Origin of the sequence: Acidaminococcus sp. HCP3S3_H5, assembly GCF_052122235.1 — a bacterium.
In the GTDB taxonomy this organism is placed as follows: domain Bacteria; phylum Bacillota; class Negativicutes; order Acidaminococcales; family Acidaminococcaceae; genus Acidaminococcus.
In genome coordinates this window covers 1-24453 of record NZ_JBQKCS010000008.1, presented here as the reverse complement: position 1 = coordinate 24453, position 24453 = coordinate 1, and the positions used below count along the sequence as shown (strand labels likewise).

The 24453-nt window shown below is 56.8% G+C and carries 22 protein-coding genes, 1 tRNA gene, 1 pseudogene and 1 riboswitch; of the genes and pseudogenes, 6 read left to right on the top strand and 18 right to left on the bottom strand.

What is annotated here, in order from left to right; translation table 11 throughout:
• Positions 1-73 precede the first annotated feature (73 nt).
• Both ACTQY5_RS10105 and ACTQY5_RS10100 read left to right on the top strand, forming a co-directional pair.
• Positions 74-1747, top strand: coding sequence for a sensor domain-containing diguanylate cyclase (locus tag ACTQY5_RS10105; protein ID WP_441369159.1), 1674 nt, complete (start codon positions 74-76; stop codon positions 1745-1747).
• A 70-nt stretch (positions 1748-1817) separates the two neighbouring features.
• Positions 1818-1894: riboswitch (cyclic di-GMP riboswitch) on the top strand.
• Positions 1895-1988: 94 nt separating this feature from the next.
• Positions 1989-3662 (top strand): sensor domain-containing diguanylate cyclase, encoded by a 1674-nt coding sequence (locus ACTQY5_RS10100; RefSeq protein ID WP_441369158.1) that lies wholly within the window; start codon positions 1989-1991, stop codon positions 3660-3662.
• A 35-nt stretch (positions 3663-3697) separates the two neighbouring features.
• Here the strand turns inward: ACTQY5_RS10100 and rnc are convergent, their stop codons facing one another.
• From rnc to ACTQY5_RS10035, 13 genes are all read right to left on the bottom strand, one after another.
• Positions 3698-4402: a ribonuclease III gene (gene rnc / locus ACTQY5_RS10095; RefSeq protein WP_154487314.1), complete on the bottom strand. Its 705-nt coding sequence runs from the start codon at positions 4400-4402 to the stop codon at positions 3698-3700.
• A 15-nt stretch (positions 4403-4417) separates the two neighbouring features.
• Entirely contained in the window at positions 4418-5665 is a 1248-nt protein-coding gene (gene fabF, locus ACTQY5_RS10090) for a beta-ketoacyl-ACP synthase II (RefSeq protein ID WP_317423070.1), read from the bottom strand.
• 11 nt (positions 5666-5676) lie between these two features.
• Positions 5677-6630, bottom strand: coding sequence for an NAD(P)H-dependent flavin oxidoreductase (locus tag ACTQY5_RS10085; protein ID WP_022487571.1), 954 nt, complete (start codon positions 6628-6630; stop codon positions 5677-5679).
• An 87-nt stretch (positions 6631-6717) separates the two neighbouring features.
• Complete coding sequence (locus ACTQY5_RS10080; RefSeq protein WP_012938736.1) at positions 6718-6960, bottom strand: acyl carrier protein; 243 nt, start codon at positions 6958-6960, stop codon at positions 6718-6720.
• Positions 6961-7000: 40 nt separating this feature from the next.
• Positions 7001-7744 carry a 3-oxoacyl-[acyl-carrier-protein] reductase gene (gene fabG, locus ACTQY5_RS10075; RefSeq protein ID WP_022487572.1) on the bottom strand — a complete coding sequence of 248 codons (744 nt, stop codon included), beginning with the start codon at positions 7742-7744 and terminating at the stop codon, positions 7001-7003.
• Position 7745: 1 nt separating this feature from the next.
• Positions 7746-8693, bottom strand: a complete 948-nt coding sequence (fabD, locus tag ACTQY5_RS10070) for an ACP S-malonyltransferase (RefSeq protein ID WP_302574851.1) — start codon at positions 8691-8693, stop codon at positions 7746-7748.
• A complete protein-coding gene (locus ACTQY5_RS10065) occupies positions 8690-9700 on the bottom strand; it encodes a beta-ketoacyl-ACP synthase III (RefSeq protein ID WP_022487574.1) in 1011 nt (336 codons plus the stop codon). The genes fabD and ACTQY5_RS10065 overlap by 4 nt, the downstream gene beginning before the upstream one ends.
• A complete protein-coding gene (plsX, locus tag ACTQY5_RS10060) occupies positions 9701-10717 on the bottom strand; it encodes a phosphate acyltransferase PlsX (RefSeq protein ID WP_308664206.1) in 1017 nt (338 codons plus the stop codon).
• Positions 10701-11291, bottom strand: a complete 591-nt coding sequence (gene fapR / locus ACTQY5_RS10055; RefSeq protein ID WP_022487576.1) for a transcription factor FapR — start codon at positions 11289-11291, stop codon at positions 10701-10703. The genes plsX and fapR overlap by 17 nt, the downstream gene beginning before the upstream one ends.
• A 116-nt stretch (positions 11292-11407) precedes the next feature.
• Entirely contained in the window at positions 11408-12064 is a 657-nt protein-coding gene (gene fsa, locus ACTQY5_RS10050; RefSeq protein ID WP_022487577.1) for a fructose-6-phosphate aldolase, read from the bottom strand.
• Positions 12065-12206: 142 nt separating this feature from the next.
• Entirely contained in the window at positions 12207-12389 is a 183-nt protein-coding gene (gene rpmF / locus ACTQY5_RS10045) for a 50S ribosomal protein L32 (protein ID WP_012938743.1), read from the bottom strand.
• Positions 12390-12413: 24 nt separating this feature from the next.
• The gene (locus ACTQY5_RS10040) at positions 12414-12917 is read right to left on the bottom strand and encodes a YceD family protein (RefSeq protein WP_022487578.1); all 504 of its coding nucleotides are present in this window, start codon (positions 12915-12917) and stop codon (positions 12414-12416) included.
• A 62-nt stretch (positions 12918-12979) separates the two neighbouring features.
• Positions 12980-14176 carry an acetate/propionate family kinase gene (locus ACTQY5_RS10035; protein ID WP_022487579.1) on the bottom strand — a complete coding sequence of 399 codons (1197 nt, stop codon included), beginning with the start codon at positions 14174-14176 and terminating at the stop codon, positions 12980-12982.
• A gap of 115 nt (positions 14177-14291) precedes the next feature.
• Here ACTQY5_RS10035 and ACTQY5_RS10030 point away from each other — a divergent pair, with 115 nt between their 5' ends.
• Positions 14292-15512: a tRNA(Met) cytidine acetate ligase gene (locus tag ACTQY5_RS10030; RefSeq protein ID WP_308664205.1), complete on the top strand. Its 1221-nt coding sequence runs from the start codon at positions 14292-14294 to the stop codon at positions 15510-15512.
• Between the two features lie 31 nt (positions 15513-15543).
• Here ACTQY5_RS10030 and ACTQY5_RS10025 read toward each other — a convergent pair whose 3' ends face one another.
• Genes ACTQY5_RS10025 through rsmD form a run of 3 tightly spaced genes read right to left on the bottom strand, consistent with a single transcriptional unit; the run spans position 15544 to position 17238 of the window.
• On the bottom strand, positions 15544-16104 hold the full coding sequence (locus tag ACTQY5_RS10025) for a hypothetical protein (RefSeq protein ID WP_022487440.1): 561 nt from the start codon (positions 16102-16104) through the stop codon (positions 15544-15546).
• 31 nt (positions 16105-16135) lie between these two features.
• Positions 16136-16630: a pantetheine-phosphate adenylyltransferase gene (gene coaD / locus ACTQY5_RS10020; protein WP_022487439.1), complete on the bottom strand. Its 495-nt coding sequence runs from the start codon at positions 16628-16630 to the stop codon at positions 16136-16138.
• Positions 16631-16683: 53 nt separating this feature from the next.
• On the bottom strand, positions 16684-17238 hold the full coding sequence (rsmD, locus tag ACTQY5_RS10015; protein ID WP_022487438.1) for a 16S rRNA (guanine(966)-N(2))-methyltransferase RsmD: 555 nt from the start codon (positions 17236-17238) through the stop codon (positions 16684-16686).
• Positions 17239-17298: 60 nt separating this feature from the next.
• Between rsmD and ACTQY5_RS10010 the strand changes: the two genes are divergently transcribed.
• Both ACTQY5_RS10010 and ACTQY5_RS10005 read left to right on the top strand, forming a co-directional pair.
• On the top strand, positions 17299-18954 hold the full coding sequence (locus ACTQY5_RS10010) for a DUF4127 family protein (protein ID WP_441369157.1): 1656 nt from the start codon (positions 17299-17301) through the stop codon (positions 18952-18954).
• 24 nt (positions 18955-18978) lie between these two features.
• Positions 18979-19055 (top strand) — tRNA-Pro (locus ACTQY5_RS10005).
• Between the two features lie 942 nt (positions 19056-19997).
• On the opposite strand, the gene ACTQY5_RS10000 is transcribed toward ACTQY5_RS10005, so the two are convergent.
• Both ACTQY5_RS10000 and ACTQY5_RS09995 read right to left on the bottom strand, forming a co-directional pair.
• Positions 19998-23756, bottom strand: a complete 3759-nt coding sequence (locus ACTQY5_RS10000) for a zinc-ribbon domain-containing protein (protein ID WP_441369187.1) — start codon at positions 23754-23756, stop codon at positions 19998-20000.
• Between the two features lie 15 nt (positions 23757-23771).
• A pseudogene (locus tag ACTQY5_RS09995) lies at positions 23772-23834 on the bottom strand (zinc-ribbon domain-containing protein); the annotation flags it as partial.
• Positions 23835-24017: 183 nt separating this feature from the next.
• Here ACTQY5_RS09995 and ACTQY5_RS09990 point away from each other — a divergent pair.
• On the top strand, positions 24018-24206 hold the full coding sequence (locus ACTQY5_RS09990; protein WP_441369156.1) for a hypothetical protein: 189 nt from the start codon (positions 24018-24020) through the stop codon (positions 24204-24206).
• The last annotated feature ends 247 nt before the right edge of the window (positions 24207-24453 follow it).

Here is a 24453-nt window from a genome sequence, read left to right as displayed (position 1 = left end):
TGAATAAACAGGTAACTTTATGCAACGCTTCTCCTGGCTGAGGGGAGTATACTTTTTTCGAGGTGTATCCGTCATGGCTAAAATCCGCAGTCTCCGTCTTCAACTCACCATCGTCATTGTGGCCATCACCGTTGTGCTGACCCTGATCATGGGGATGATGAACATCCGGAGCATCAACATCTATTCCACGGAAGTGGCCAATACCGGACTCAACTGGCAGACCCAGAAAACCGCCGGCAGCCTGAACCGTATGCTGATCAAGACCCAGGATGCGGTGGATTTCATTGCAGGCACGGTCCAGCAGGATTTTACCACCATTTCCCAGGTCCAGGACCCGGACTTCCGGGAAGACCGAAAGGAACGGATCCGCCGCCGGTTTGAAGCAGCGGCGGACACCATTCCCATTATCGATGGGTTCTACATCCATTTCAATGAAGACCTGATCCAGGCGTCTGACGGGTTCTGGTACAAACGGAAAAACGACCAGCCAGTTTTTGAAGAGCAGCCTTTTTCCCATCCCCGAAAATCTTCCAACCCAATGCTGGAGGAAATGTACCGTTGGTATTATGGCCCTCTGGAAAGTCTTTCTCCCCAGTGGATCCCACCCTATCGGAACCGGGAAGGCGGCCCATTGCTGATTTCCTATGTAAAGCCGGTTTTCGTCAACCGGCGATGTGTGGCTTTGGTGGGCATCGATATCCGGATGGTCAACCTGGTGGATCAGGTGAAAAATGTGCGGATCTATGACAGCGGATATGCCCTGTTGTTTTCCGACACTGGAGTCCTGTACTATCACCCCAACTATGCAAAAGGGACCCAGATCACCACCCTGAAGGATTTTGGCCTGGACCACTCGCCGGATGTGTTCCGCCAGCATGATACTGGTTCCCGCACCATTCCGGTGTCTTATCAGGGGAAAAAGAAACAGCTGGCCTTTACCACCCTGGCCAATGGCATGAAACTGGGGGTGGTGGCTCCGGGAAACGAGATTTACGCCTTCCAGAAGGAGGCCATTTACCGGGCCTTTTTCCTGCTGCTGCTGTTTGCCATCATCACCTCCGCCATCGCCATCTACCTGGCCAACCGGATCCTACGGCCCCTGGAGGAGATCAACGAAGCGGCCTCCCGGATGGGCCGGGGAAATTATGACGTCCCCATCAAGGAATCTTCCCGGGACGAAATCGGCATCCTGGCCAAGAACATGAACCGGACCATGGACCTGATGAAAATCATGGTCCGGGATCTGAAGACGGAAGCCTTCCAGGACAAACTCACCGGAGTGAAGAATGTATCCGCCTTTGAAAAGCAGGTACTGGAACTGAACCGGGAAATTTCCGATCCCCTGAACCAGCTGGCCTTCGGGGTGGTGATGGTGGACCTGAACGGACTGAAAGGGGTCAATGACACCTACGGCCACGAAAAAGGCAATGTGGTGATCCAGCTGACTTCCAAAACCATCTGCCAGCTGTACCAGCACAGTCCGGTGTACCGGATCGGCGGAGACGAATTCCTGGTGCTGCTCCGGCATGGGGATTATGCCAACCGGGAAGCCCTGTGGCAGCAGCTCCTCCCCTATCTCCGAAAACGGGACTATACCCTGGAAAAGCCCTGGGAACAGATTTCTTTCTCTGCCGGCCATGCGGAATATCTGGCAGGGACGGATACGTCTTTCGAAGAAGTGTTCCGCCGGGCGGATGAGGCCATGTACCAGCTGAAACGGTCCATTGAAGGAGACGCAGCCCGCTGACCCTGTTCAACATGGGTATGGACAAATGAGCATTCATCCTTTATAATAATAATTAATATCAAAAAACAAGAAAAACATTTGGCAAACCTGGAGAAATCCAGCGACGCAAAGCTATAAGGGCCTGTAAAATGGCAGCCAGCTGCAGAGAACTGCTCTCTTTTTTAGGATTCCCCAGCCGGCTGTCACGGAAACAGCCGGCTTTTGCTTTTAATAATTCTGTATAAAGGAGCGTATTTGTACTGTGTGGATCAAATTCCGCAGTCTCCGGTCCCAGTTCCTGCTGATCATCCTGGGGATTACCGTGTCCCTGGTGCTGATCATGGGGTTCCTGGACCTGCAGACTGTCACTACTACTTCCACCCGGATCGCCACCATGAGCCTGAACTGGCAGGCCCAGCGGACTTCGGCCCCCATCCAGAGCACCCTGACGGAGGCCAAGGACATGACCGATGCCCTGGCCCGTTCCCTGGAAGCGGATATTGACGATTCCGGAGCCCTGAGGGACCCGGCTGTCCAGCAGCAGATCCTGGATTATCTGGAAAAACAGTTCCATCTGTCGGCGGAAAGTTCTTCCACCATTTTTGGGTATTATCTCCAGTTCAACAGTGAATATACCGGCCACCCCAACGGATTCTGGTACACCTGGGATCCGGAACGGAAAGCCTATGTACCCCACACCCCTGAGGAAATGGGACAGTATTTCTACAAGGACCGGCATTTCCGGAAGTTCTTCCAGGATCTGCGGAAAGACGGCCAGCCTGTATGGCGCCCGCCTTACAATGACCACAATTTCGCAGTCCGGCGGATCTCCTATGTAGTACCGGTTTACAAGAACCAGCAGTTTGTGGGTTTTGTGGGCCTGAGCATCCGGATGGACACCCTGATTTCCATGATCCGGGATACCAGGATCTACGAAAGCGGCTATGCCGTGCTGTTCTCTAATGAGGGAGAGCTGTACTACCATCCGGATTATCCGGAGGGAGCTCCCACCACCCTGAAAGATTTCGGCCTGGAACCCTATGCGGAAGTGCTGAAAGGCCGGGACTCCGACGACCAGCTGCTGAGCTACCACTACAAGGGCCAGGAGAAGGAACTGGCCTTTATTACCCTGCGGAACAGCATGAATCTGGGGATCATCGCTCCGGATGAGGAGATTTATGAGGAACGGCGGATTTCCTACGGACGGAACCTGTTCCTGATGGTGTTCTTCGGGCTCATTACCTCCGGCATGGCCATTGCCGGAGCCAACCGGATCATCCAGCCTTTGAAGGAAATCGACGAAGCCGCCCGGCGGATGGGCCAGGGGAAATATGACACCCTGCTCCACAGCACCCAGAAGGATGAGGTGGGAGATCTGGCCCGGAACATGGACCAGACCATGCTGCGAATGAAGGAAATGGTGGACCGGCTGGAAAACCAGGCCCTGGAAGACAACCTGACCCAGGTGAAGAACACCCGGGCTTACCAGCTAAAGGTCCAGGAACTGGACCGGCTGATCCGGAAGGATCCGGCCCAGGTTCCTCCCTTTGGAGTGCTGATGGTGGATGTGAACGACCTGAAAGGAGTCAATGACCGATACGGTCACGCCCGGGGTAACGATCTGCTCCTGCGGACGGTGAAATACATCTGCGACCTGTTCAAGCACAGCCCGGTGTACCGGGTAGGCGGGGACGAATTCGTGGTAATCCTCCAGAACCAGGACTACAGCAACCGGGAGGCCATCCTGTCCCAGCTGAAGCCCTGGAACCGGAAACGGAACTATGAGGATGACCGGCCCTGGGACCAGCTGGCCTTTGCCTCCGGATTCAGCGCCTACGATCCGGAAAACGACATCAACTTTCTCCATGTATTTCTCCGGGCCGATGCGGTCATGTATGAAAACAAGAAGAAGGCGGAAGGAAACAGAATGAGATAAAAAAATACCGCGCATCTGCGCGGTATTTTTTTATCTCATTTGCAAGCCTTCAGGGCCTCTCTGGCAGCCCGCTGTTCGGCTTCTTTTTTGGTTCTTCCCCGGCCTCTGCCCCGCTCTTCCTGGTTCACCAGGACGCGCATGACGAAGGTCCGGTTGTGGCTGGGGCCTTCTGCGGAAACCTGCTCATAGTCGATTTCCACCGGGCCGTCTTTCTGCACCACTTCCTGGAGCCGGGTCTTGTAATCCCGGTCAATACCGTCGGCAGTCAGCTCCGGGATCCGGTTGATCAGCAGCCGTCCCAAAAGCTCCGTCACCTTGGCAAAACCCTGGTCCAGGTAATAGGCTCCCAGGACGCTTTCAAAGGCATCGGCCAGGATGGAGGGATTCTCCTCCCCATCCAGATTGATTTCCCCCTTGCCCAGGAGCAGATGGTCTCCCAGATGGTTTTCCGTGGCCAGCTGGGCCAGGGTCTCCTCGCATACCAGGAAGGCCCGGAGCTTGGACAGCTCCCCTTCGTCCATCTGGGGACAGGTTTTGTAGATATGGGTGCTGACCACCAGGCTCAGCACCGAATCCCCCAAAAACTCCAGCCGCTGATTGTGCTGGGGCCGGGGATTCTTCTTGGACTCATAGGCATAGGACGTATGGGTCAGTGCCATATCCAGCAGGTGCAGGTCTTTCATGACCATGCCCAGCTGGCGGCAGAGCCCTTCCAGCTCTTTCTGACGCTGTTCCTCCATGGTACCGGGAGCCCCTTAGTCTTCGTACTTTTTGAAGCACAGGATGGCGTTGTGACCGCCGAAACCGAAGTTGTTGGACAGAGCCACCTTCACATCGGCTTTCCGGGCCACATTGGGCACGTAGTCCAGATCCAGGCCTTCTTCCGTATCCACATCCTCATAGTTGATGGTGGGAGGGATCATGCCGTTTTTGATGGTCAGTACCGTAGCCACGGCTTCCACGCCGCCGGCACCGCCCAGGAGATGGCCGGTCATGGATTTGATGGAGCTGATGGGCACATCCTTGGCCCGGTCTCCGAACACCCGCTTGCAGCAGTTGGTTTCGTTCAGATCGTTCCGGTGGGTGCTGGTGCCGTGGGCATTCACATAGTCAATGTCAGCCGGAGTCAGGCCGGCGTCTTTGATGGCCATTTCCATGCATTTCACCTGCATATCCCCTTCCGGATCCGGAGCGGTGATATGGTAGGCATCACTGTTGTGGCCGTAGCCCACCAGTTCTGCATAGATCTGAGCCCCACGGGCCTTGGCATGTTCCAGTTCTTCCAGGACGATGATCCCTGCGCCTTCGCCCATGACAAAGCCGCTCCGCTTCTTGTCGAAGGGGCAGGAGGCCTTTTCCGGAGCTTCGTTGTTCCGGGACAGGGCTTTCATGTTGTCGAACCCGGCCACGGCAATGGGAGAAATGGCCGCTTCGGTACCCCCGGCCAGCATCACGTCCGCATCTCCGTACTGGATAGTCCGGAGGGCGTCCCCGATGCAGTCAGAACCGGTGGAGCAGGCGGTGACAATGGCCGTGTTGGGGCCTTTCACCTTCAGATCGATGGCGATCTGAGCTGCCGGCATGTTGGGGATTTCCATGGGAATGAAGAAGGGGCTGATCCGGCCAGGTCCCTTGGAGACCAGCTTGGTGGCCGCATCCAGGAAGGTATGGATGCCGCCGATGCCGGTGCCTACGCACACGCCGATCCGGTCTGCATCTTCCTTATCCAGGTCCAGGGCAGAATCTTTCACTGCCATTTTGGCACAGGCCACGGCGAACTGGGTCACCCGGTCCATCCGTTTGCCTTCTTTTTTGTCGCCGTAATCCGCAAAGTCAAAATCCTTTACTTCCCCGGCGATTTTGCAGTTAAAATCAGTAGTATCGAACTGGGTAATCAGACCGATACCGGATTTGCCTTCCATCAGGCTGTTCCAGAATGCTTCTTTACCGATGCCAATGGGCGTAATCGCACTGAGGCCGGTCACAACCACTCTTCGTTTCAAAAGGATCACCTCTACTCAATATTGTCCCAGTCTTCCCGGATCCGTCTGAAGATTTCATGGACGGGAAGGATTTCTTTAATTTTCCACATGTTGGCTCCGGTAAACACCAGACCTGTTTCCAGATCTCCCTGTTGGGCCCGGGTCAGAGCCCGGATGATACAGAAGCTGCGGGAGCAGTGCTTCAGGCAGCTGTCGCAGGTGGTGGGTTTCAGAGGATGGCCTTCCAGCACAGCCTTGGAAAAAGGCGTCAGCACGGCACGGCCCTTGAATCCTACCGGACTATCTATTTGAACCACGTCATCTTGGGTCATTTTCAAATAAAATTGTTTTAAGAAAGGAGACCCGTTGGACTCCTCACTGGCAGCAAACCGGCTGCCCATCTGGACGCCACTGGCACCCATTTTCAGCAATTCCGCCGCATCTTTGCCGGTGACAGCGCCACCAGCCGCAATGACCGGAATCTTCACCACCGAAAGGATTTCCGGCAGGATATCTTTGATGGAACGCTGGGTCCCCAAATGGCCCCCTGCTTCAGTCCCTTCCACCACAACGGCGGAAGCACCGAGCCGTTCCGCAATCTTTGCCAGTTTGGCATAGGATACAATCGGCACAATGGGAACATTATATTCCTTGCCGACAGAAAACATATCTCTGGAAAAGCCAGCCCCGGCCACAATCAGATCGACTTTCTCCTGGGCCGCAGTTGTAATGAGACCCTTAAACTCCCGGGCGGCTACCATGGCATTGATGCCAATCATTCCCTTGCCATTGGATAATTTCCGGGCAAGACGGATTTCCTTGCGCAGCTCATCGAAGGGCAGACCAGAAGCAGCGATCAGACCCACACCGCCTTCATTGGCCACTGAAGCTGCCAAACGCGCCGTGGACAAGCGTATGGCCATACCGCCTTGGACGATAGGCATAGTTGCTACTTTTTCACCAATCTTCAGCACTGGCACTTTCAACAAAAATCCCCCATTTCAGATCATAAGATCATGGATAAAGTTCGGAAAGCCCCTGTTGCAGGGCCTTCCGAAAATAATGGGATGCTATTATTTGCCTTCTTTATCCAACAGTTCGACTGCGTCTCTTACGGTGCGGATCTTTTCGGCCACATCGTCGGGGATTTCAGTGTTGAATTCCTCTTCGAAAGCCATGATCAGTTCCACAATGTCCAGAGAATCAGCTCCCAAGTCATCGATAAAAGTAGAGTCCATTTTTACGTCTTCAGGAGCAACGCTCAGCTGATCAACGGTGATGGCCTTTACTTTTTCAAAAGTGCTCTGTTCGCTCATTCCAGTTCACCTCCTTCCAATCCTCTAACATATAATGATACTACATTACCATGCCACCGTCCACATTTAAAACCTGGCCGGTTATATAAGCAGCCCCCTCGGAGACGAGGAAAAGGACTGCATTGGCAACATCTTCAGGCTGGCCGGCCCGTCCCAAAGGGATGGTCCGTGCCATTTCGGCCTTCTGGTCGTCGGTGAGCACACTGGTCATATCCGTGGCAATGAAGCCAGGAGCAATGGCATTGACCGTAATGCCCCGGGAAGCCACTTCCTTGGCCAGGCTCTTGGTGAAGCCGATGACCCCGGCTTTGGCAGCCGCATAGTTGGTCTGACCGGCGTTCCCCATTTCCCCCACTACGGAGGCCATGTTCACGATCCGGCCGCTTCTCTGCTTCATCATGGTGCGCAGGACGGCCTTGGAGCAATTGTACACCCCTTTCAGGTTGGTGTGCATCACATCGTCCCAGTCCGCTTCCTTCATGCGCATCAGGAGCCCGTCCCGGGTGATCCCCGCGTTGTTGATCAGGATGTCCAGACGGCCCAGTTCCTTCACCACCGTGTTCACGATGGTCTGGACACCGTCGGTATCGGCTACGCTGCCCTGGACCAGGAGAGCCTTCCGGCCCATCTGTTCGATGGCCGTCTTGACTTCTTCTGCTGCAGCGGTATTGCCGGCATAGTTGATGGCTACGTCAGCTCCGTTTTCCGCCAGCTTCAGGGCAATGGCACGGCCGATGCCCCGGGAGCCGCCGGTAACCAGCGCCACTTTCCCGACTAAAGTCATTTTATCTGACCTCCTTTAAATAAGCAAGGGTTTTTTCCAAACTGGCCAGGTCTTCCACGTTCTGGCCGGTGTAGGAACGGTCGATTTTCTTGACGAAACCGGTGAGCACCTTGCCAGGTCCCACTTCGATGAAGGTATCCACGCCGTTTTCCATCATGTACCGGACACTGTCTTCCCAGAGTACCGGGCTGGCAGCCTGTTTCACCAGTACCTGACGGATTTCGTCCCCTTTCTGTTCGGGACGGGCGGTGACGTTGGCGATCACCGGGATCTTGGCGTCAGCCACTTCGATGCCGTCCAGCACTTCCTTCAGACGGTCTGCAGCCGGCTGCATCAGGGTGCTGTGGAAAGGAGCGCTTACCGGCAGCATGATGGCCCGTTTGGCACCGGCGGCCTTTAAGGCTTCGCAAGCCTCTTTTACAGCTTCCGTGGCCCCGGCGATGACCACCTGACCCGGGCAGTTGAAGTTCACCGGCTGTACTGCTTCGTTCCGTTTTTCCTGGATGTCAGCGCAGATCTCCCGGATCTTGGCGGTATCCAGGGCAATGATGGCGGCCATGGCCCCCTGGCCCACAGGAACTGCTTCCTGCATGAACTGGCCCCGTTTCCGCACCGTGCGCACTGCATCGGCGAATTTCAGGGAACCGGCGCACACCAGAGCGGAATATTCACCCAGGCTGTGACCGGCGGCCACAGCCGGGAACACCCCGTTTTCGTTCAGCACCTTCATGGCTGCAATGCTGCAGGTCAGGATGGCAGGCTGGGTGTTGTAGGTGAGCCGCAGCTGGTCTTCCGGCCCTTTGAAGCACAGATCCGTCATGGAAAAGCCCAGTGCTTCATCGGCTTCCTTGAATACTTCACGGACGCAGGCGTAGTTGTCGTACAGTTCCTTCATCATGCCTACGGTCTGGGACCCCTGTCCCGGGAACACAAAAGCAATTTTACTCATGCTCTGGCCTCCTCATCTTTTTGCCATTTCACTACCAGAGAACCATAGGTGAGGCCGGCGCCAAAGCCCACCATCACCACGTTCTCTCCTTTATGGATCCGTCCTGCATCCCGTGCCTGGCAAAGGGCAATGGGAATGGATGCAGCGGATGTATTGGCGTATTTTTCCAGGTTTACGAAAATCTTGTCCGTGGACAGCTTCAGCCGTTTGGCAGCAGAATCGATGATCCGCTGGTTGGCCTGGTGGGGAATCAAAAGATCGATGTCCTCCTTGCCCATGCCGGCCTTTTCCAAAGCGGCCAGGGCGCTGTGGCCCATGACCTTCACGGCAAACTTGAACACTTCCTTGCCCACCATGTGGATGCAGTGTTCGTGGTTGGCCACGGTTTCCTCGCTGGCCGGCTTCCGGGATCCCCCGGCAGGCATGGTCAGGTACTGGCCCCCGGCCCCGTTGGCCCCCAGGTCAACGGACAGGATGCCGTAGCCTTCTTCCACCGGTCCCAGAACTGCGGCACCGGCCCCATCCCCGAAGAGGATGCAGGTGTTCCGGTCCTGCCAGTTGAGGATCCGGGAAAGGGTTTCCGCTCCTACCACCAGCACGTGTTTGTACATGCCGCTGGCGATGGTCTGGCTGGCAATGCCGCAGGCGTACACAAAGCCGGAGCAGCCGGCAGCCAAGTCAAAAGCCGCCGCATGGGAGGCTCCCAGTTTGTTCTGAAGGATGCAGGCTACGGAAGGGAACTTCATGTCCGGAGATTCCGTGCCCACCACGATCAGGTCCAGCTGGTCGGCGGTGATCCCGGCGTCTTCCAGAGCCCGCTGGGCCGCGATAAAGGCCAGATCAGAGGTTGCCTGGTCCGGAGCGGCAATGTGCCGTTCCCGGATCCCGGTCCGTTCCACGATCCACTGATCGCTGGTATCCACCATTTTTTCCAGATCAAAGTTGGTCAGGACTTTTTCCGGCACATAGTACCCCATGCCCAAAAAGCCCACTGCAGGTTTCGTCATTTATAATTCACCACTTTCTTCGTCGTGCATGATTTCCTGGCGGATCCGTCCCACCACGTCTTTCTGGGTCAGCTCAATGGCCACCCGTACGGCGTTCTTGATGGCTTTGGCCTTGGAACTGCCGTGGCAGATGATGAAGGGAGCCCGGACACCCATAAGCAGGGCGCCGCCGTATTCCGATGCATCCATCTGTTTTTTCATCCGCAGGAGCGCCGGCTTCATAAGCAGGGCTCCCAGTTTGGCAAAGATGCCGCTTTCCATCAGGGTCTTTTTCAGGATCTCCATAACGGCGCTGGCCAGGCCTTCCATGGTCTTTAACACCACGTTGCCCACAAAGCCGTCGCAGACTACCACGTCCACAGTGCCTTTGTTGATGTCCCGGCCTTCCACATTGCCGATGAAATGGATGTGAGAGTCCTGTTTCAGCAAAGGATAGGTGGCCAGGCACTGTTCATTGCCCTTGGTCTCTTCTTCCCCGATGTTCAGAAGGCCCACCCGGGGCTGGGGGATCCCCAGCTGGAGTTCCGCATAAATGGACCCCATGATGGCGTTCTGGACCAGCTGTTCCGGTTTGGCATCCACCTTGGCGCCGGAATCCACCAGTACCGTGGCCCCCTTCACATTGGGGATCACCGTGGCAATGGCCGGCCGTTCGATGCCCCGGATCCGTCCCAGGCCGAACAGGGCGGAAGCCACTGCGGCACCGGTACTGCCGGAGGACACCAAGGCGTCACATTCCTTTTCGTGGAGGAGATGGGTAGCCACCACAATGGAGGCATCCCGTTTCTTCTTTACGCTGATTCCCGGATGGTCCTTCATTTCGATGACCTGGCTGGCATGATGGATGGTTACCCGGGGATTGTTTTCCTGATGTTCCCGGGCCAGTTCCTGGCGGATCACTTCCTGATCCCCCACCAGCACCACGTCGCAGCCATATTCGTCAACCGCCTGAAGCACCCCTTTGATGATCTCGGCAGGGCCATAGTCAGTGCCCATTACGTCAACTGCGATTTTCATCTTCTTGGCTCCTTTGTTCCGGAATGGCGACAATCAGGAACTTGGCACGGAACACTTCCTTGTGGTTGTTCCTGATCTTCACCCATATGGTATATTTGTCTTCCTGTTTCCGGACCACTTCGGCTCTTGCCACCAGAATGGCTCCCACGGTCACAGGGATTTTGTACTTTACATTGGCCACCCCGGTGAGGGCCGCAGGGGCATCGATCACCGCCAGAGCCAGGGAATTGGCCTGGGCGAACATGTACTGTCCCCGGCAGACACCGGTTTTCTGCAGCACCATTTCCCGGTCCACCGTCATCATGGAGATGCCGCTGACCCCGATTTCCAGGTCGATCAGTTCCCCGACGATGTCCTCGCTGGTAATGGCTTTCAGTTTTTCCTGGGCGTCCTCCGCCATATGACGGGTACGCTCCCGGAGTTCCGGGATCCCCAGGGCCAGCCGGTCCAGCCGGATGGTCTGGATGCTCACCTGAAAGGTTTCGGCCAGATGCTCGTCGGTCAGGAACGGATTCCTGGCCAGCAGCTGCTGCAGACGCTGCTGTCTTGCCTTTTTCTGTCCCACAGAACCCATTCTACCACCTACTTTTAGTACCTAGTCATAACACTTACACCTATTATACCAGAGCAGGGGCAAAATACAAGTCTTGACCGGGTGGTCTGTTACAGAATTTACAGGTTGTTCATAGTTTACCGGCCGAACACCGCTTCGAAATCCTGACAGAACTTCTCGATGCCCGTCCGGGTGAGAGGATGCTGGACCATCTGCATCAGCACCTTGTAGGGCACCGTGGCAATGTCCGCTCCCGTTTTGGCACATTCCACCACATGCATGGGATGCCGGATGGAGGCGCAGATCACCTTGGTGGTAATGTCCGGGTAGAGACGGAAGATCTCCATCACTTCCTTGATCAGCCGGGTGCCGTCGGTGGAAATGTCGTCCAGCCGCCCCAGGAAAGGAGATACGTAGGTGGCACCGGCCCGGGCAGCCAGGATGGCCTGGGTGGCGGAAAAGACCAGGGTCACGTTGGTTTTGATCCCTTCGGAAGCCAGGATCTTCACGGCTTTCAGGCCTTCCCGGGTCATGGGGATCTTCACCACCATATTGGGATGGATCCGGGAGATCACCCGGCCCTCCATCACCATGTCCCGGGCCAGGGTGGTGCTGGCCTTCACTTCCCCGGAAATGGGGCCGTCCACAATCTGGGCGATTTCCCGGAGGGTTTCCTCATAGTCCCGGCCTTCCTTGGCAATCAGGGAAGGATTGGTGGTGACCCCGCTGATGATCCCCATGGCCTCCGCTTCCCGGATCTCGTCCAGGTTGGCCGTATCGATAAAGAATTTCATATATAGCTGCTCTCCTCGCATCGATTTAATCATTTCTATTCTATCATTATAAGCCAGTTTGGAGGATTTAGGAAGGGGAAGAAAAAAGGACGCCGCCCCTTTCGGGACGGCGTCCTTTTCAAGGTCCGGCGGACCGGGTTCCTTATTCTTCGTCTTCTTTCACGACTTCCTTGCCATCGTAGTAGCCGCATTCAGTGCATACGTGGTGCGGGCGCTTCAGTTCGTGGCACTGAGGGCATTCAACCAGGCCAGGAGCAGCCAGTTTCCAGTTGGCACGGCGGGAATCCCGACGGGCTTTGGACATTTTTCTCTTCGGTACTGCCATATCGTTACACCTCCTAATCTCAGGCTATTTCTCTAACAACGCCTTGAGAGCCTCCAACCTGGGGTCGATGGAATGGGTATCGCAGTGACATTCCGTCACATTGCGGTCCGCTCCACAGACCGGACAGATCCCCTTGCAGTCCGGTTTGCACAGGACTCTGGCCGGGATGGCCAGGAGCAGGGACTCTCTCAAAGCATCCGTAACATCAACCATATCGAACTGATAGGTGAAGGCATCTTCTTCCAGTCCTTCCGTGCCTTCGGGATAATACCGTTCTTCCACCTGGGCCGTAAGCTCCAGCCGCACATCTTTCAGACAGCGGGCGCAGGTGCCGTGGCAGACGAACTTTTCCCTAGCGGTGAGAAGGAGCACGTCTCCCCCGTTGGAAATCTCCCCTTCCACCAGGATGTGCCCTTCCAAGCTGGCATCTTCCGGCGTCAGGTTCAACTGGGACGGGGCAAGGTCGTACTGGAAAGATTCTGACCCTGTCAGTCTTTTTTTGATTTCTGCTACATTGATTTTAATCATATTATCAACCGTTACATTATATCGATGAAACCGGCCTTTGTCAAGCAAAAGCCCAAATCATCTTATTTGCTGCACAGTCTCAGGGTATCCTGGGCAATGGCCAGTTCTTCGTTGGTGGGGATCAGGAATACTTTCACCTTGGAATCAGCGGCGCTGATTTCGGTGACTTTGCCCCGTACGTTGTTCCGGTCAGCATCCAGTTTCACACCCAGGAATTCCAGGCCTGCGCAAACCTGCTGACGGGTATGGATGTCGTTTTCGCCTACGCCGGCGGTGAACACGATGGCGTCAACGCCGCCCATGGCAGCTGCATAAGCGCCGATGTACCGTTTCACCTGGTAGCAGAACATATCCAGGGCCAGCTGGGCTCTTTCGTTGCCTTTGGCGGCAGCATCTTCCAGGTCACGGAAGTCGCTGGAAACGCCGGAAACGCCCAGGACGCCGCATTCCTTGTTCATGTACTTGTCAACGCCGGCAGCATCCAGGCCCTTCTTCTGCATCAGCACGGGAACCACAGCCGGGTCGATGGAACCGGTACGGGTGCCCATCAGCACGCCGTCCAGAGGAGTAAAGCCCATGGAAGTATCCACGGATTTGCCCCCGTCCACAGCGGTGATGCTGGAACCGTTGCCCAGATGGCAGGTGATGATCTTGGTGTCTTTGATGTCCTTCTTCAGCAGCTGAGCAGCCACCCCGGACACGTATTTGTGGGAAGTCCCATGGAAGCCGTATTTCCGGATGCCATAGTCCTTGTATTCTTCGTATTTCACGCCGAACATATATGCCACAGGAGGCATGGTCTGATGGAATGCAGTATCGAATACGGCAACCTGCGGGGTGTTGGGCATCAGTTTCTGGCAGGCACGGATACCGGAAACGTTGGCCGGCTGATGCAGGGGAGCCATATCGCTGAGATCTTCGATCTGTTTCAGCACTTCATCGGTAATCACAACGGATTCATTGAAGATTTCACCGCCGTGCACCACACGGTGGCCAACAGCATCGATTTCGTCCATGGATTTGATGACGCCGTGGTTGGGGTCAACCAGAGCAGCCAGGACCTTCTTGATGCCGTCCACATGGTCGGGGATGGCGCTTTCCAGTCTTACCTTGTCCTTGCCGGCGGGAGTGTGGGTCAGAACGGAGCCTTCGATGCCGATACGTTCTACCAGACCTTTAGCGATGACAGATTCATCCTTCATATCAATCAGCTGATATTTGATGGAAGAGCTGCCGCAGTTTACAACAAAAATCTTCATTACATTGCCTCCTGATCGACTACTGATTTTAAACCAGTATTATGCTTATGCTATAATACTAATATATGTTAGCAAAGTTTTACGGATTTGTAAAATAAAAATTTGGAGATCTGCTATGGAACAACCTTCTGTCATCGGCCTGGTGGCCGAATACAATCCCTTTCACCGGGGCCACGGCCATCATCTGGAGGCCGCCCGGGCGCTGCTGGGCCCGGTGCCCGTCATTGCCGTGATGAGCGGCAGCCTGACCCAGCGGGGAGAACTGCCCCTGTGGGACAAATGGCGCAGGACCCGGCTGGCTCTCCTGGGCGGGGTGGACCTGGTGCTGGAACTGCCGGCGGCCGGGAGCCTCCAGAGTGCCCAGGGGTTCGCCTTCTTTGGGGTGGAAAGCCTGGCCGCCACCGGCCTTGTGACCCACCTGTCCTTTGGCTGCGAAGCCCGGGACCCGAAGCTGCTGCTCCAGCTGGCCCGGGAGGACTTTTCTCCGGGTGAATGGGCAGCAGCCCTTTCCGGGGGCCTTTCCTATGCCGGGGCGGCGGAGCAGCTGGCCTGCCGGCGGAACCTGGCCTATCAGGGACTTTTTTCCGGGTCCAACAACCTGCTGGCCCTGGAATACCTGAAGGCCCTGAAGGGCCACCCGGAGATCCAGCCCCTGCCCATCCGCCGGGAAGGGACCCTTTACGGCAGCGCCGCCCTGGAAAAAGGCACCTGGCCCAGTGCCACCGCCTTCCGGAAGGAAGTGGCGGAACGGGGGTTCACCCGGGCTGCAGAAGAAGCCCTGCCCACGTCCCTCCGTTCCCCGTGCCGGGACTGGTGCCAGGCAGGGCTGGACCTGGGAGCCCGGGAGGACCGGCTGGATACCCTGCTGGCCTTTGCTCTGGAAAAAGGGTCCCCGGCGGACCTGGCCGCCTTCACCCAGGTGTCCGAAGGGCTGGAAGACCGGATCTGGAAATGCCGGCGGGCGGTCAGCTTTGACGGGCTGGTGGACCAGGTGCGCACCCGGCGGTATTCCCCTTCCCGGATCCGGCGGATCCTGTGGCAGTTCCTGCTGTCCGGCCCGGACTGTCCTTTCCGCCAGGGGGCCCAGGAAGGGCCGCAGTACCTGCGGGTGCTGGGGTTCACGGACCGGGGACGGCAGCTGCTCCGGGCCATGAAGCATACCGCCCGTCTCCCCCTTCTCACCGCCATCCAGAAGGACACCCTGGCCAAGGCCCCCTCCCCCGCCTTCCGCCGCCAGCTCCAGCTGGACCTGAGGGCCCAGGACCTGTACCAGCTGGTGACCGAAGGAAAGATCACGGACCGGGATTACAAAGAAAAGCCTGTTATGCTGCCTTGAGCAGCACAACAGGCTTTTTCCGTTGCGTCCCTTATTTCTCTTCTTCCCCTTTGTCCCCGGCGTTCAGCTGGTGGTCGGCGTCGTAGCTGGATTTCAGGGCGTTCCCGTTGTCCCGTACGGCACTGAGGGTCTTGGTGAGGTTTTCTTCCAGATAGTTGAACACGTCCATGGCGTACTGCATGGATTCGCTGTGGAGCTTTTCCGCATAGGCATCTGCAGCCGCCCGCATATCCCGGTCGTACTGCTGGGTGGTGGCGATGATCCCGTTGGCTTTTTCTTCCGCAGCCTTCACCACTTCTTCCTGGCGCACCAGACGGTCCGCTTCCGCCTTGGCCAGATCCACAATCCGTCCCCCTTCTGCATGGGCCTGTTCCACAATGTGGTCGGCTTCCGCCCGGGACTTGTCGATGATGTTCTTCTGTTCTTCCAGCAGGTCATGGGCCCGTTTCACTTCCAGAGGCACCGCCGCTCTCAGCTTGTCCATCACCATGGTGATTTCGTTTTCGTCGATCATCACCTTGTTGACAAGAGGGATCCTCCAGCCATCTGACAGAATGCTTTCCATTTCGTCCAAGATTTTATCCAATTCCATGACCATCGTTCCTTCCTTTTTGTATTCGATCCTACCGTTTGAGAGATTGTTTCCCCCGGGCCATCACTTGCTCCCGGATGCAGTCCGGTACAAAACCGGAAATATCGCCGCCGAAATAGACCATTTCCCGCACTCCGGAAGAGCTGAGATAGGAATATTTGGCGTTGGTCATGATGAACACCGTTTCCAGCTGTTCATCGATTTCCTTCATGAGCAGCGCCCGCTGGAATTCGTATTCGAAATCCGTAAACGCCCGGAGACCCCGGACAATGAACCGGGCCCCTTTCTTTTCGCAGAATTCGTTGAGCAGGCCGGAAAAACATGTCACCCGCACATTGGGGATGTGGGCCGTTGCCTGACGGATCATGGAGACCCGTTCCTCCATGGAGAACATGGCCTTGTCCTTGGCCGGGTTCACGAACACGCTGATGATCAGTTCATCAAACATCTTGCTGGCCCGTTCAAAAATATCCAGATGTCCCATGGTCACCGGGTCGAAACTGCCCGGACATACCGCTTTACGCACGTTGAACCTCCAAGAGAAGCAGATTTGCTACGTACCATTATAACAAAAACGGTTCAGCTTTTCCACACTATTAGGGAGATTTTCGTATCTCCGTACTTTTCCTGCCGGAATTCTGTGCCCTGGGGCAGATAGTCTGCCGGATCCTCCTCCAGGGAGTGTTCCAGCACCAGGAGACCGCCCTCCTTCAGCACCGGCCATTTTTCCAGGGCCTCCACCACTTTCCGGTTCAGACCCTTGTCATAGGGCGGATCCGAAAAAATCACATCGAAGGCCTTTCCCTGCTGGGCCATCATGGCAAGACCGTTCACCGCGTCGGTGTGGATCAGGGTCACCTGTTCCCCGGCCCGGGCCTTTTCCACATTGGCCTTCACCAGCTTCAGGCTCTCCCGGCTTTTGTCGAAATAGACGATCTGTTCCGCTCCCCGGCTCCAGGCTTCCAGCCCCAGGTTCCCGGTGCCTGCAAAGGCGTCCAGCACGGTGCTGCCGGGGATCCGGCTCTGGATGATGTTGAACAGGGCTTCCTTCACCCGGTCCGCTGTAGGCCGCACCAGATAGTTCTTCGGGGTCACCAGTTTCAGTCCCCTGGCCTTTCCCGTAATGATTCGCATACACAAAACCTCTTCCGTACGTTATAATAGATTATTATACTGTGAAAGGAGCATCCCCCCGTGAAGCTGAAGAAACCCCTTCTGGCTCTTGCCGCTGCAGCCATGGCCGCAGGTGTATTGTATCATACTCTGGCACCCAGAGGGGCTGTTTTTTCTCCCGGAGAGGTGCCGGCTGCGGAAAACTGGGCCCTTTTGCCTCTGGACAACCGGCCTCCCTGCCGGGATTTCACCGAAGAACTGGGGGCCCTGGGGGGCATCCGCTTCACCGCTCCGCCCAATGAGATCATGGACTGGTACGACGAACCGGCCAAGGTCCCGGCGCTCAAAACCTGGCTCACCGGCATCATACCCGGCCAGCAGGGGGCCCTCCTTTCTTCGGACCTTCTGATCTTCGGAGGCCTGCTCCATTCCCGGATGGAGCCCCTGACAGACCGGAAAGCCGGGGATTTCTTCACCTATCTGGAGGACCTGAAGGAAGACAACCCGGACAAGCAGTTCTACCTGTATTCCATCATCCCCCGTCTGCTGATCAGCGACCATGTGCTGCCGGACCGGTGGTACCAGTGGCATCTTATGACCTGGACCATCAACATGGACAAGAAAATCCGGGGGCTGCCCTACGACAAGGAGAAATACGAAGAAGTCAAGGCCCTGATCCCTATGGACCTGAAGTGGAAGTACATCACCCTGTACCGGGACAACGACCGGTTCAATGAGGAGCTGGTCCAGTTCGTCACCGAAGAGAACCTGACGGACCTGGTGATCGGCCAGGACGATGCCCATCCCTACGGCCTGCCCAACTACAACCGGCTGAACGCGGGGGCCTATCCCAACGCCTACGACCTGCATCCCCCCATCTACACCTCCCAGGGGGCGGATGAACTGGGCACCCTGGCCGCTGCCAGGATCTACAGCCGGCGCACCGGATACCGGCCCAGGATCAAAGTGCTCTACGGGGACCCGGCCATGAAGGATTACACCCTCCATTTCGTCCCCCTGACCCTGGGGCAGATTGCGGAGGAAAAGATCAAACTGGCCAACGGGGTGGAAACCGGTTCCCTGGAAGGGGCGGATTTCGTCCTGTACATCCACTGCGGCGGGGAAAAGGACGAAGACTATACCAGGATCGCCGGAGACATCAAAAGCCTGATGGAACGGAAACCGGTGGCTCTGGTGGACCTGTCCACCCGGTTCGCCGCCGGAGACTGCATCCTGCCCCATCTCATGGCCAACGGGACGCCCCTGCCCCGGCTGCTGTCCTATTCCGGCTGGAACACCGCCTCCAACGCCATCGGTACCGCCGTGGCCCAGGGGACCATTGTGTCCGGCCAGGCAAAACGGCTGCCCAAGGACCAGCTTCCTGCCCTGTACAGCGCCAATTTCCGGTTCAACTACGCCCGGTTCCTGGACGACTGGGCCTACCAGAAGCTGATCCGTCCCCATATGGCGGAGCTCCAGGACTTCAACGGCGTGGACCCGGAAAAAGGCGGGGATTATCCCAACGCCGCCACCTGCTACCTGTCCCGGGAGCTGGGGATCTACCACCAGGTGCTCCTGTGGTACTGCCGCCAGTTCCCCTACTATGAAGAGGTCGGGACCCGGTACTGGTTCCGGGACGCCCAGTTTGCCGTAAACCTGCCCTGGGAGCGGCCTTTCGAGATCCGGCTGAAAATTTTTCCGGAATTTGGCAAAGAACAGTTGACAAATGGCCGCTGACCCTCTATAATTTATTTGTGTTGTCGGGGCGTAGCGCAGTTTGGTAGCGCGCTTGGTTCGGGACTAAGAGGCCGCAGGTTCGAATCCTGTCGCCCCGACCAACTTTTAAAAAGGACAGCCGTCACCTTCGGGTGGCGGCTTTTTTCGGGTTCATCGTTTGTCGTTTTGGAGGCCAGATGCCGGGCATCTGGCTTTGAATGTATTGCCCTCTGGGCGGCTGGGATGGGTTTGCCTTTGGCAAACCCCTACAACCTCGTTGTCCATGGACCGATAACAATGTAATACTCCGGAGGTTCCTGGTTTTTGCAGGGTGCGGCCAATCGATGAAATACGTTGTTATCGGTTTGCCAGACCCTGACGCTGCAGGGGCGGGCCCCAGGCACGCCCTTCCCGGCCTGCGGGTTTCGGATATTCCCAGGAACCCGCCCTGCGGGTTCCTTCCATCGGCTGGAGACTAGTGACCAGAGACTGTAAGCTCATGTCCATTTGCCCCGGCAAATGGTTTCCTTTTGGCGCGAGACTGAAAAGCGGCTGGCCGCTTTTCGTTCTCCGTTCTCCTTGCAATCCTATGGATCTGTGTTATAATGAAAATACAAAAGGTGCTGTCTGGTGACGGTCAGCCCCATAGCAGTGTATGGAAAGAAATCCGCCTACTGTTGGAAGCTGGAGGCGGATTTCTTTATGCCCGAATTGCAACGATAATCACGAAGAGGATTACCAAAAAGGTAAAAAAATCGTATTTCGTCATAGGGCTCCACCCCATCTCTGGGGCAAGATTTGACCGCCTACCGTATAGACAACACCGTGTACAGTATAACATATCGTGATATAGGAAGCCAGATGCCGGGCATCTGGCTTTGAACGTTTTGGCCCCTTGGGCGGCCGGGATGGGTTTGCCTTCGGCGAACCCCTACGCCGCCGTTGTCCATGGACCGATAACAACGCAATACTCCGGAGGGTCCTGGTCTTTGCAGGGTGCGGCCAATCGATGAAATACGTTTTCATCAGTTTGCCAAGCCCTGACGCTCTGCTCTCTGCCCTCTTTACTTGCTCTTCAGCAGCTTGTTCAGCCCTTCACAGAACGCTGTCAGTTCGTCATCCCGGGCTATGTTCAGGAATTTCCGGTTCCCGGGCTGGAGGATTATTTTGCCGCTCCACATGCTGGTGGGCGGTTCTATCCGGCCGATTTCTTTGAGGGGAACGGCTCCCGTTTCAGAGGAAATGAGGGTATCCCAGGTCAGGAGAAAGCCGTCCCGGGCGGTTCCCCTTACGGTTTTGTCGCAAAGGACAAGGACATCCTTCGGATCCAGCCCATAGCTTTGGGCATAGCTGGACAGGGCATTGGCCATCTTCTTGGGCGGGATATCAGGGGCACAGTACAGATAGGTATTGGTTTTATTGGCCATGGGAGCCAGCTGCTGTACAAAGGCCAGGAGGGCTGCCCGGTCAGTTCCTTCTGAAGAGGTCTCTTTTTCCGCAGACCGCACTACTGCCAGAGGAGCACCGCAATGGGAACAGAACCGGGCCCCCGGTTTGGCCGGTGCTCCGCATTGGGAACAGAAACCTGCGGCCGGGTGGTCAGCGGAGGCAGCGGGCGCCTCCTGAGCGGCAGGCCGGGCTTTCTCCGCCGCCTGGCTGCCGGAGGGTTCTGTTCTGTCTTCCTCTTCGTCTTTCTCTTCCTCATTGGCAAAAACACCGTGGGCTTCGGCAAGATCGTATTCTTCCTTGGACAGGATCACATCTTCTGACAGCCAGGAGGCAAAATTGGCATCCAGACTGCTGCAGTCACTTTCTTCAAAGGTACAAAGGACAAAACCCGTGTCACTCTGGAGCGCACGATCCTGGTTCAGGAAGACCCGGCAGAAATCATCCACGAAGGTTTTTCCGCCCTGGGAGGTGAAGATATCCCCTTCCTCTGTCAGAAGGAACCCTTTCTTTCCCTTTCCCCAGAGCAGGGCGTTGGAGGCATCACAAAGCAGCAGGACTTCAGAGCGGTCCACACCCAGCCGGCTGCCGTAGGCCTTCATGGCGTTGTCCAGAAGAGCTCCGGGGATATTGTCCCCCAGATAGTAATGGCTGCCTTCAAGCTGAGCCCCATACTTGCTTTCCAGATAGGCCAGAAGTTCCGAGTATTCACCGGCCGCCTTCAGACAGATCCGGGCGGTTTTCGTTTCCTCCGTTTCCGGCTGGAGAGCGGCCGCCCGTTCATACCAGCTCATGGCTTTCCCATAATCGTAACAGTCTTCCAGATCCTGGTTGCCCCGGATACCCGCAGCCTTCACCATGGCTTCGGCGTTTTCTCCTGCTGCGGCCTCTTCATAACAGGCCAGAGCCTCCTCAACGCGTCCTGCCGCCTGGAATGCGTCCCCCAGGGCCAGGTCCACCTGCTGCAGAGGGGCCAGGGCTTCTGCCAGATTTCCGGCCAGGGCTGTGCGCAGCAGGTCCCGGGCTTTTTCCAGGTCCTTTTCACAGCCTGTTCCCTTTTCCCGGCACAGACCTGCCTGGAGACATGCCTGGGGATCCTTCGCCTCAGCCCCTTTCTGATACCACTGGAAGGCGGCCTCCTTATGACCGGCTTTGGCTTCCTCCAGGCCCATCCGGGCACAGGCCGGCCCAACGCCCTTTTCAGCCGCCTGGCGGATCAAGCTGGCTGCCCCTGCCAGATCCACAGCCGTCCCTTTCCCGCTTTCTTTCAAAAGGGCCAGTTCCCAACAACCTTCCGGACTGCCACAGTCCGCCGCTTCCTGGTACAGGGCACAGACTTCCGGCCAGTCCGTTTCTTCTTCCTGCCGGAACCGGGCCCCCTGTTCCAGATCCCAGGCAGCAAGGACTTCCCGGGCCTTCCCGTATCCCAGTTTCGCGCTGCGCCGAAGGTAGTCCAGGGCCCTTTCTTCGTTACTGTCCTTGTATTTTTGGTAGTTCTTGAAAAGGGCCTCCTGGAAGGCTGGGGTATGGCGTGCCTTGTTGGTCCGTTCCAGGGCTTCTGCGGCCCCTTCTACGCCCAGTTCCGCAGCCTTCCCATAATACTTTGCGGCCTTGTCAAAGTCCTGGCCGTCTTCCATTTCCGTCCCGGTTTCATAGAGTTCGCCCTCTTTCATATTGGCTTCCCCATGGCCCCATTTGGCCGCCGCGGACAGGTAGTCGTATTCCGGAGATCCGTTTTGGACACTCTGCCGGTAGAATTCCCAGGCCGCATTGGGATCCCCCAGTTCTGCCGCCGTCTTCAGCCATCGGGCCGCTTCTTCCGGGTCCCCCAGATCCCGGCACACAAGTCCCAACCGGCACATGGCTTCCCTGTCCCCCATGTCCGCAGCCGCCTGATAAGAGGCCGCCGCCTGCTGCCGGTCTCCCTTGTCCAGGGCCTTCCGGGCGTCCTTTTTGAAATTTTCCACCTGGGCCGCGGCCACTGCCTCATAAGGCGGGGCAAACCGGATATTATAGAAGCGGATCTTTTTGGCTGCAAAATCCAGGGGCTCCGTCCCTTCATAGGCAAACTGGAGATGGTCACCGAACCCGTAATAAGAAACATGTTCCAGTTCCGGATAGAAGGGAAGGGTCTGGTCGCTGGCATTGACCAGCACAACCCGTTCTTCCTCATACCCTTCCGGATACTCCCGCATCAGATACTGGAGAGCCGCCATTTCCCCCGGGGTCCTGATGGCCTGGCCTTTTTCAATGCCCAGGCAGTCCACCCAATAGGGAAAAGGGATGTTCCCTTTCTGATGGAGGCCGCTCCATAAATCCCCGGCCAGAGAAAGCCCCTCTCCTTCCGCATCCGCCACTTTCAGGATATCCGGAATGGCCTCCGGGGCCAGTTTCGCCATGGCCCGGTAAACGGAAAGACTGTCCGCAGTCTGGGTCAGGCAGTCACAAAGGGTCTCCATAGCCGTTTCTTTGCTGCAGCGGCCTTTTTCCATCATCACCTCGATGTTGTCCAGCCGGCTCTCCACTTCTTTGTTCCGGAAGCTGAAGGGAGGGAGCTTGTGATGCTCTGTCAGGGTCACCATCAGGTAGTTGACCAGCCAGACGGAAATCACGTTGTCCGCCAGATTCCCCCCCAGGTTCCCGTAATTCCGGCGGTCCAGACGCTGCCGGATGAACCGTTTGGCCCTGTCTGAATAGGAATTGCCCGTAACAGCCCGTCCCAGGGCGCTCAGTCCGTCAGAAGCCATGTTGAGCATGCCGGCTTTCACCGCACCGGTAATGGCTCCGGTGATGCCGAAGCCGCCTCCCTGCCAATGGGCCTTGTTCATCTCTTTTTCTTCCCCCAGCTGCTCCAGGTAGCGGGCAATCACCGCCTGGTCTTCGGCCAGCCCGGTAACCAGTTCTGTTTTCTTGTACTGCTCAAAAAGTCTGTCTTCCAGATCTTTTTTGCTTATAAAATCAATGCCGTGATTGAGCAGGACTTCCACCGCCGCCTCTATGGAAGGATCGCAGGCATTAAAGATGATCCTGGTCAGGTCCCCCACCAGGGAAGCCGGGTCCGTGTATTCCTCCACCGCAACGTGTTCCCGGATATACCGGCCCACAAGCCGTCTCTGCCGTGCCCCTTCCCGGTTGAAGGAGGCCCACAGCTGCCGCCGCAGGGCCAGAGGCCGGGGGAAATCGATGTGATATTTGGAAAGGATGACGCACTGGCTGCCCGGCACATCGGGCAGGGTTTCCTCCACAGGTGCAGGGGCCGTCTCTGCAACGGGCTGTCCGGATGTGGCGGGAGCCTCTGGGGCGGCCGTGCTGCCTGCCGAGGCCCCTGCCTCTTTGTCTGCCGCCGGGGCACTTTCCGGCACCGTACCGTTTGGCATTTCCGGCATCCTGGCCCCGCAGTTAAAGCAGAATTTGGCCCCATCCGGCAGTTTCGTACCACAATTTATGCAAAACATTTTCAGTCCTCCTCTGAAAAGATTTTCCTTATGTCAGTACTACTCTACCATACCTGGCCGGAGAAAAAAAGTATGAAAGAGGGCGGCCGGGCCCCTGGGGCCGTTTCTGACTTCTTGCCATGCCCTCCGGGCGGCCGGGACGGGTTTGCCTTCGGCGAACCCCTACGCCGTTGGGGTCAACGTATGGTACAAATGGCGGGCCGCCGGTTGGGCGGCTTCCTGGTGCCCAACCCCAACCGGAAGGTGCCGGGGCTGGTCCGGACTGCCCGGGAAAGCCATCTGGCACCGGCCAAGGGCAAGCAGGGCTGGGGGTTCATGGATGCCCAGGGCAGCTGGCTGGTCCAGGGATTGAAAGAGGTACATAGTCTGTAAAAAAGGGGCTGCTGCCTGGGCAGCAGCCCCTTAGTCGGAAGTCCGGAGTCTGAAGTCGGAAGCCTCAGGACAGGATCCGCCTGGCTGGACGGATCCTTTTGATTATGTAAAACCAGAATCGAAATCAATCTGAGCCATCATTTCGTCCAAAGGTTCTACATATTCAAAAATTTGCATGCAAATTTAACATTCGGCTCCAGACTTCAGACTCCAGACTTGAGCCGCTACGCGGCTCTACAGCTAGGGG

Coding starts and splice junctions, on each gene's coding strand:
- ACTQY5_RS10080 (WP_012938736.1), bottom strand. CDS start 6,960: ATGAGCGAACAGAGCACTTTTGAAAAAGTAAAGGCCATCACCGTTGAT.
- ACTQY5_RS10065 (WP_022487574.1), bottom strand. CDS start 9,700: ATGACGAAACCTGCAGTGGGCTTTTTGGGCATGGGGTACTATGTGCCG.
- rsmD (WP_022487438.1), bottom strand. CDS start 17,238: ATGCGAATCATTACGGGAAAGGCCAGGGGACTGAAACTGGTGACCCCG.
- fapR (WP_022487576.1), bottom strand. CDS start 11,291: ATGGGTTCTGTGGGACAGAAAAAGGCAAGACAGCAGCGTCTGCAGCAG.
- ACTQY5_RS10030 (WP_308664205.1), top strand. CDS start 14,292: ATGGAACAACCTTCTGTCATCGGCCTGGTGGCCGAATACAATCCCTTT.
- ACTQY5_RS09990 (WP_441369156.1), top strand. CDS start 24,018: ATGGTACAAATGGCGGGCCGCCGGTTGGGCGGCTTCCTGGTGCCCAAC.
- fabG (WP_022487572.1), bottom strand. CDS start 7,744: ATGACTTTAGTCGGGAAAGTGGCGCTGGTTACCGGCGGCTCCCGGGGC.
- ACTQY5_RS10035 (WP_022487579.1), bottom strand. CDS start 14,176: ATGAAGATTTTTGTTGTAAACTGCGGCAGCTCTTCCATCAAATATCAG.
- fsa (WP_022487577.1), bottom strand. CDS start 12,064: ATGAAATTCTTTATCGATACGGCCAACCTGGACGAGATCCGGGAAGCG.
- ACTQY5_RS10000 (WP_441369187.1), bottom strand. CDS start 23,756: ATGCCAAACGGTACGGTGCCGGAAAGTGCCCCGGCGGCAGACAAAGAG.
- fabD (WP_302574851.1), bottom strand. CDS start 8,693: ATGAGTAAAATTGCTTTTGTGTTCCCGGGACAGGGGTCCCAGACCGTA.
- ACTQY5_RS10040 (WP_022487578.1), bottom strand. CDS start 12,917: ATGATTAAAATCAATGTAGCAGAAATCAAAAAAAGACTGACAGGGTCA.
- ACTQY5_RS10105 (WP_441369159.1), top strand. CDS start 74: ATGGCTAAAATCCGCAGTCTCCGTCTTCAACTCACCATCGTCATTGTG.
- ACTQY5_RS10025 (WP_022487440.1), bottom strand. CDS start 16,104: ATGGAATTGGATAAAATCTTGGACGAAATGGAAAGCATTCTGTCAGAT.
- rpmF (WP_012938743.1), bottom strand. CDS start 12,389: ATGGCAGTACCGAAGAGAAAAATGTCCAAAGCCCGTCGGGATTCCCGC.
- plsX (WP_308664206.1), bottom strand. CDS start 10,717: ATGAAAATCGCAGTTGACGTAATGGGCACTGACTATGGCCCTGCCGAG.
- rnc (WP_154487314.1), bottom strand. CDS start 4,402: ATGGAGGAACAGCGTCAGAAAGAGCTGGAAGGGCTCTGCCGCCAGCTG.